Raw genomic sequence first — 7910 nt, 5'->3', positions numbered from 1 at the left:
GCTCATCGGAGTTAAGCCCAGCGGCGATCTATTCAAGCGGGGGGCTTTTGTATTCATCCGAGCCGACAAAGTTGGGAATCAGGCTGGATGGAAGGTTGAAAAAATATGAGATTTTAAGGCGATCTGTACAGTGCCTAATTAAATGACATCGAGACAATTTTGTGTCGCTGAGCAAAACCTTCCCTCTTACAGGATTACAGACAAAGTTTGCGAGCGCGTTCTAGCATTTGATTGTCAGCATTGCCAAGCTAGATTGAGCCAAAAAAACAAGCCAGATTTAGCTTTGCTTTTTTAACGGGACTAATATGTCTCCACGTCAAATAAAAAGTCACTGTACAGCAGATGTTCCAATTCCGTATCCAAATCAAAGAAATCATTCTCTGCGTCCGCGCTCGCATTATAAGTTTATCATACCTTGATTCAGCAACGCCCTATTGAGTTATGTGAGACGACTTGTTTGTCTGCCTTATTTTTTAAGAAAAGATGTCAAATGGGTTCTATAGACGCAGGAAATCTGGCGTTGGTCATTGACAACAAATTTATTTTGGTACAGACCAAGAGCGAACTTCACCCATAGTCACAGGAATGCGATCGCTCACATCAACTGTAAACCGATAAACTTTCTTAGCCCTACGGCTATTTTCTGGATCGAAAAACTTTAATATCACATCCCAACAATCGCTATTAATCCGACAAAACGGGCTTTTTTCTACTTCAATCGTATCGAGTTGCATTCCTCTTGAAATAGCTTCAGCGAAGCTCGAAGCAGCTTGGAAAGCGTTAGTAACAGAAAAGTTCAACGCCCTGTCTTTAGAAGTTTGCCCTAAATTTTGGAAGTCAAAATAAACTCGATTCAGGAAGCTGGTGAGAGATGTTCTCATTGCAATTTCATCAGCTTGCGGTGCTTGAGGAGCGACAATTTGCAAAGCTGCTTCGACTAAATTGTTGATTTTCCAACCGTACATTCCTCTTGTATTGATTAAGGTAATTACGGGAACTTCTTGCCCGGAAAATAGCTGCACGGTTTTATCGGCTGTTTTGGCGGGAATGCTGATTCGTTCGACAAAATCATCGCTGTCTTCAGGTTCAATTTGTCCCGCTAACATCAGGATTAATCTTTCGTAGACATCGGCAGCAAAACCCTGTCTGGGTTCTAAGGCGTAAATGGGGTTAAGTTCTTGATTGAGCGTCCAAATTAAGGCTTTGGCTTCACTGGGGTTTTGTGAGAGATAATCGACCATTTGACCGGCATCATAAGGATTAGGGGGAATTATGGTGCCGTCAATTTCGATTGCGGGCATTAGTTGTTTAAAGGTGTCGCGTCTGGCTTCGCTGCCGAAGTCGTAACCGATTGTTCCCAAGGCGTAGACAAGTTTTGAGGCGGCGCTGGGGGTAATGCCTTCGGTGGGTTCACTGGAGGTGAGGGTGGCAACTGTTGTATTGGAGGGTTGGACTGTGCCAGAGTTTGCCAGGGAATTGAATTCCAGGTGGGCAATATTGTTCGCAGGCACTACCGTATTATCTACCATATCGATTTCTGGATGAATTGTGCTAGAAGGTTGAATGGTGATTAAGGGTTCTCCGGTTAGTAATTGATAAGCACCAGGAATATTCAATTTACCAGCCAAACAGCGTTCTGGTTCTGCAACTTCTTGAGGGTCGCAAGGAATAGCGCTGTTGAGAAAAGCCATCCGCACTGCTTCGGCGTTGGGTTGTTCGCCGCGTTGCAATTGCACGCTCATCATTAACGCAGAAAGACCAGTCATTAGGGGAGCGGCTAAACTGGTTCCTTCTTGTCGGACAGGTTCATCGGTACCTGGTTGTGCTGCCAGAATGTTTTCGCCCGGTGCGAGGATGCCTTGTTCCTGATACTGACCGCCCCAGTTACTATAGTTTGCGGGTTGTCCATTGTCCTTCATCATGCCCGCTGCTAAAACATTGGGTAAAACAGCCGGAACGCAAAACCATTCGCCTTTGTCATTGCCACTGGGCGCAACAATCAGAATGTTATTGTCCTGACATTGTTTGACTGCTTTTTGAATCATTTCGTGGGCAAACCCGGTTGTGGTGGGGTGGCAGGCAGCACAGTGAATGATATTCACCCCCAGTTCTAATGCCAAGTTAAAAGCATGGGTCATGTTCAGGGGAGATAGAGCTTCACCGCTAGTTGCTGTTTCAAACAGGGGAATGTTAATGGCGGTGCAGTAGGGAGCTACTCCCTCTACCGGGGAACCAGGTTGCCCAAACATCACTGAAAAAATGCCAGTCGCGTGGAATACACCACCTAGACGCTCTTGCACTTCTTTGGAAATCGTGTCTTCTAAAGCTTTAATCTCTGCCTCTAATTCTTTGATGGCGGCAGCATAGTTTATATTTGGGGATATTTCTCTTTGCCGTAAATTTTGCGTCTTGGAGGCACTTAACTGGCGATATTGCTCAATTACTGGTGCATCTGTGCTTTCTAGCAGAGCATTGAAAACGGTGCTAAAGGAGCCGTGCGATCGCATCAAGTTCGATGCTGTAACACCAGCGGTGGATTGCGAAGCTGCTGGTGCTGTATCTGCATTCTCCTTTTCGCTTTGCTTCAAAGCTTTTTTTAAAGCCTTTTTCTTGTCTTTAAGGGCATTTATTTTAAGTTGCTGTTCAATGTAGAATGGATCGATTGGCTCTAGTGTCTGTTGCCAAAATGGTTTAATTCTACTCAAGTTTGCGCCAACAAAACAAGCGCGTTCGAGGTCGGCGGGGCCATCCAAAACAGCTATTTTGATGCGGGAATCGCCGCGTGTGATGGCTTGAAGTTCGGCAAAACCGGGAATTGCAATTAAGTCAGGCATAGGAATCTAGAGGTTTAATAATTTATTGAGGAAGTATGATAAATAAGGGTTTTTATTGTTTGAGTGAGCCTAGCATAAATTCTCCCACTGAGGACTCTTCATGTTCGTTAAGATGGGCGATTTTGTCAAACAGTTGGGAGTTACCTGCACCGATCGCAGTGGGGGCTAACTTCATCGCTGTCGCGACGAGATAAAATGTTTGATACAAAACCCCGATATGCTTCAAAATTAGACCGTAACCGATCGCATGGTATTTCCAGAACAATCGGCCAAATCTAGCAGTAACAATCAGTAACACTTGCGGAATATCTTGTTGTCCAGTTGATTTCCAGGCATCATAGAGTAAAGCTTCCACATCTGGATTTTGTTCGGCAAGCTGGTGCAATCGGTGCGCGAGGGGTTGATAGTGGTACAGTCCTGCATCCAGCCCTTGACAGCGATTTACTACTGGATAAATCTCCAGTTCGTACAATGCCCCGCCGCAGGGATACGGGCGTTTCGTCACTTCTCCAATATTCATCGGATCGTCTTCAGGAATGTAAACCTCTTTGACTCGCGCACAGCGATAGAGAAATTCTCCTAATTGAGATAATGTAATCGGCTGGTTGCTGTATTCCCGAATTGATTGTCTGGATTCAATCGCTTGGGTGAGCGAAATATCTGTTTGAGCTAACACTTCTAGGTTAGGTTTCTCTAAGGAAATTACTCGGTCACTCATGGGCGATTTGACAAAGTGCGAGCGCTCGCTATTCTCAAATTGAGGAATTTCCGTTTTAGGCGGCTCGTCTAATCGTTGTAAACGAGTTTGGCGGTGAAACAGCAAGTTATGAAATTGCCATTCGGCTAAGGCTTTGCTTTCCGGTTCTAGCTGGATCATTTTGGTTGCGATGAGCAACTGCATGAACGCTCTTGCTATCTCTGCATCAATCAGCCCATCAGCTAAAGTTAAGAAGGTGAATTGCGAATCAACTTTAGCCAGTTTTCCGATTAGGGCTGTCGCCCGCCAATCTAGCAGAATAATTTTTGCTTGGGAAAGGGGAGATTCTAAAACAAACTGTTGTTTTTCTTGCCACAGAAAGGCAAACCGAGACAGCATTAAAGGCTGTTCCTCATCAAAAAGCGGAACAACAAATTGATAATTTTCTGCAATGGCAATGGCAGTTGCTAATGGTAAAACGGAATGACTTATCCAGCCGAGGCTAATTAGCTTCTGCAACTCAAACTCAAAGTTGAGACTAGCTTCGATGCCATCTAATTCGGCAATCACAGCTTGGAGTTGGGAAAAAGTTTGGCTGGAATCCTTGAGACGTTCTAAGGCAGTTCTCAATCCTGGCTGAGGATGTTCCAATGTCAGGCAGTGCTGAGGTGATCGCAGTATCAGTCGCTCGCTTTCAACAGTGAGGGCGATGTCAGGGCGGAAGGAAAGGGTGAAGAAATCGGACATTATTAAAATACCATTGGCATCGGGTTCATTTGGTCTTCGCTCAAAGGCGTAGTCAGCCATCCGAGTTTCACAGGCACATCATACAGCCGTCCCGCCCCAAATCTTGACCAGAAGTGGCGCAAGCCAGGGACGATCGCTTTAACCACAGGCAAGCCAATATCGGGGCGGGTTTGGTTGAGTACCAGCATTTCTAGCCCCGCACGTCTGGCGACTTCCACGCAGGTTAGGACATCTTGCTCGATATCATCACTCCATTGCTGCGGGTAATCTGAATATATTTTCGCAGGTTGCTGAGTGCAAGGCGCAAGATAAGGTTGATTGGCTAAGGTTGCTTTTGTAAACCAATGATACAAGGCAGAGTCTGAAGCAGTTGAATAATCCTGTTGGTCTACAGCAAATCCAATTTGATTGACTTCGGTAACAGCTCGCAAAATGGCAATTTTCGGGTCGAAATGCGCTCCGTATCCGGCGATGATGCGTTCGTCACCGCCGCCGATATAGCGAGAAACGGCAGTAAAGGCGGGAATATTCAAGTCTGTGGTTAAATCGAGTACCCAAAGTTCGCGCTGCTGGCTGCGATACCAATTCTGTAAATCTAATAAGTAAGGTTCGTTGATACTCGCCAAGTCTACACTGGGGCGAGAAAGGCGGTTGTACCACCAGATGGCGACGCTATCCCGCTCTACCAGTTCCAAAAAGCCCTGTAAAATCGCATCTTCTAGGGTTCCTCCGGCTGCATTGCCGTTGGAGTCGGCAGAACAGAAGCGGTGTTCTTTAGGAAGTTTGTAATCGTAGTAACAAAAGGCAGTGGGCAGATATTTGTGCCGTTGCTCAGTTAATGACCATACGGGAGTCCAATCGATCGCCTGCGTTTCGTCAAAGGGTTTTGGAATCCAATCGTGGTCTACAATTGCCTTTTGATTCAATTCCTCCCGATTTTGATATTGAGTATCGCTAAACAGCAAACACTTTTGTGGATGAATAGCCCGATCGCCCAACTCAGCTAACTTAGAACTTATACGAGGTTCGTCGCCTTGATAGATGCCAGAATAGCGTTCGATCGCTTCACAGAATCCGCTGGCTTGAGATTGACGATCACTTTTACCTTTACCGCGGCTTTTGTGTCCCAGGGATTTTCGCAACTTATTCAGGCTGGAAGAAGTACCGAAGGCATGGGTGGCGCGGTAGGTATGGACGAGGGGATTATTGGGGTCAGAAACCCGCACGAGTTGGCTGACGACTCCGGTAATGGGGCTGATTAAATGCTCATAGCGTTTCAAGATTTGTTCTGGCGTAAAGGCGCGATGTCCGCCATCTTGAGTAAACAGCTTTTTGCGGCTGGTGAGTCCGATCGCACTTTTGACCTGTTGGCTGACTAAATCAGGATTCCCACAGGACGGACATTGAGGGCGTTTGGTGAGCGTGTGGGTTTTCTGGGTGAAATTCGTCTGATCCAGCGTGATGATTTTCCCAGCTAATGTCTGAATTTTTGATTCTGGGAGGCACTGGTTAACCAACCATTTCGCAATTTCGGTGGTGGTTAATCCGATCGCCGTTTGCACTGTCGAAGGCAACCCGGCAACTGCTGTTGGTAAACACCCGATTTCTTCAATGCCTAACCCCCCTAGCTCCCCTTCCCTACTAGGGAAGGGGGGAGTCCTACTCCCCTCTCCTCGTAGGAGAGGGGTTGGGGGAGAGGTTAACCCAACAGTATTGCTCATACCCTGCTGTTGTTTCTGCTGCCGCAAAATGGAGGCTTCTACTTCCCGGTTGCCGTTGAGCCGATGGGCGAGGCATTCCCAACATCCCGTTTCCCCTGGATCAAAGATGGAACCAAACCACAGCATTCCACCCATTGGTTTGACCAGCAGCCAGGGTTGCTGATTTTGCAGTGCCATCTGATTGATGCGACTTAGTTCTGGTTGCAGATAATCATCTGTCAAGACTACCAGTAGAGAAGCCGAATCGGGCTTGGGTGAGTCTTGTTGCCACCCTTGCACTGGAATTTGGAGTGCCTGTAATGACTCAACCAAGGGTTGTGCATCAACGGCTCCAACTGTGGTAATTAATACTTGGGTATTAAGTAATTGATCGCTCACTGCTTGCGGGTCTACACCCAGCAGGCTCCAAAATGCAGCAGTTTCCTGGGTGAGGCTGTGGGCGGCATCTGTGAGATAGCCTTTGGCATCGAGGCGATCGAGGACGTATTCAATATGTTCGGGTACGACTTGCCCATCTAACTTCCGAATAATTTCCTCTAATGTGTACTGACCGTTGAGCAGAGGAATAATTTGGCAATAAAGGCTACCTGTTAGGGCGTAGGTGGCATATTCACTCAGTAAATAGACGTTTTTGGGTTCAACAATTTCGATGCGGAAATGAGGTTTGATTTGGGGTATTTTCATGGGTTCTTTGGATTTTTAGATTATTGATTTTCCTTTGTTTGTTAGTGAGAATTAGTGATGTATTGATGATTTTTAACCAGTAAGGTTTAAGTATCTCAAGTTATCAGTACAACTCACACTCTCTCATAGCAATGCCTAGAAAACCAAGAAACCTTCAGCCTGGGTATGCTTACCACATCACAACTTGATGTAACAACCGAGAATTTAAGCTACAACGGTGGGAATGCCGGGAGGTGTTTCTATATGCCATCAAACAAGCTATTGAGAAATACAAGTTTAAGCTATATGCCGTTTGCATCATGTCAAACCATATTCATTACTTGATTGAACCGACTCAACCCAATGATTTGCCAAAAATCATGCACTTCCTCAACTGGTATACCGCCATGTGCTTTAACCGGATGCTCAACCGCACGGGACACTTCTGAGAGAAGCGATATTTTTGTGATGGCTTTCCCGCCTCAGACCGCCAGCGGGTGCTAAACACCTTACGCTACATTCACGGAAATCCCAAGGCTGCAAAAATACGGTCAGGATTTTTCTATGAATTCAGCAACTACGGCAGCTACGACCAGCTAACCAACGATGGCTTAACTCAGTGGCATCCAGCATTCTTAACCCTTGGCAACAACTTGGAAGAGTGCGCCCGAAAGTATCGAGGATTTTGCAAGCGGTATAACCCGAACAGTAAACCAATTAGAAAGTGTCATTGGGGGAATAAACTCTTAGCTGGTTTAGACCTCAAAGGGGGCAAGGGAGCAAGGAGAGATAGGAAAGTAAAATCATCATCCTCATCTTCCCCTGCCTCCCCCCCTCATCCCCCAACCAACAGGTGCCAGGTATCGGAAAGGCCGATGGCCGATGGTATCGGCAATTGCGACTCAATTCATCTGGGCTAACCAGGTTCCTAGACGGGATGAAAGGCAGTTTTGAGGAAATTAAGAGACATAGGTAGAGTGGGAACCTATTCTGCGTCGTCTCCTCCGTCATAAGAACAGAAACTACTTGTGAAACAGCTCATTGACCTATAATTACTTGGTAGTACGGATGCACTATCTAGCTCGCCATACAGTTGGAGAGCTTCTTCCGACAGTTCAGCCAATTCAGTAGGTACAAGTCCTGTGGTACTGCGGTTGACAGGTTGTGCCACTTGGGGCATCAAGTTTTTCTTATCCATGAGAATTTTTTTCCATTTTTGGTTGTTCGTAAATGTCCCGTTGTCGAGCT

At 46.3% G+C, this 7910-nt stretch carries 6 protein-coding genes; 2 read left to right on the top strand and 4 right to left on the bottom strand.

Going from position 1 to position 7910, the window contains the following annotated elements; translation table 11 throughout:
- Positions 1 to 539: 539 nt before the first annotated feature.
- Genes QUA54_RS29810 through QUA54_RS29800 form a run of 3 tightly spaced genes read right to left on the bottom strand, consistent with a single transcriptional unit; the run spans position 540 to position 6683 of the window.
- Positions 540 to 2834: a PatA/PatG family cyanobactin maturation protease gene (locus tag QUA54_RS29810; protein WP_333418127.1), complete on the bottom strand. Its 2295-nt coding sequence runs from the start codon at positions 2832 to 2834 to the stop codon at positions 540 to 542.
- A 52-nt stretch (positions 2835 to 2886) separates the two neighbouring features.
- A complete protein-coding gene (locus QUA54_RS29805; RefSeq protein WP_333418125.1) occupies positions 2887 to 4338 on the bottom strand; it encodes a SagB family peptide dehydrogenase in 1452 nt (483 codons plus the stop codon).
- Positions 4281 to 6683, bottom strand: a complete 2403-nt coding sequence (locus tag QUA54_RS29800) for a TOMM precursor leader peptide-binding protein (protein WP_333418123.1) — start codon at positions 6681 to 6683, stop codon at positions 4281 to 4283. The genes QUA54_RS29805 and QUA54_RS29800 overlap by 58 nt, the downstream gene beginning before the upstream one ends.
- A 233-nt stretch (positions 6684 to 6916) precedes the next feature.
- Between QUA54_RS29800 and QUA54_RS34620 the strand changes: the two genes are divergently transcribed.
- Positions 6917 to 7111: a transposase gene (locus QUA54_RS34620; protein WP_445301601.1), complete on the top strand. Its 195-nt coding sequence runs from the start codon at positions 6917 to 6919 to the stop codon at positions 7109 to 7111.
- A gap of 48 nt (positions 7112 to 7159) precedes the next feature.
- On the top strand, positions 7160 to 7582 hold the full coding sequence (locus QUA54_RS34615; RefSeq protein WP_445301600.1) for a transposase: 423 nt from the start codon (positions 7160 to 7162) through the stop codon (positions 7580 to 7582).
- 65 nt (positions 7583 to 7647) lie between these two features.
- Here the strand turns inward: QUA54_RS34615 and QUA54_RS29790 are convergent, their stop codons facing one another.
- Positions 7648 to 7860, bottom strand: coding sequence for a DUF5837 family cyanobactin class RiPP (locus QUA54_RS29790; RefSeq protein ID WP_333193690.1), 213 nt, complete (start codon positions 7858 to 7860; stop codon positions 7648 to 7650).
- Between the last annotated feature and the right edge of the window lie 50 nt (positions 7861 to 7910).

Source organism: Microcoleus sp. MOSTC5 (genome assembly GCF_036701825.1).
Taxonomy (GTDB): domain Bacteria; phylum Cyanobacteriota; class Cyanobacteriia; order Cyanobacteriales; family Microcoleaceae; genus Microcoleus; species Microcoleus asticus.
This window is presented reverse-complemented; position numbering and strand designations above follow the sequence as displayed.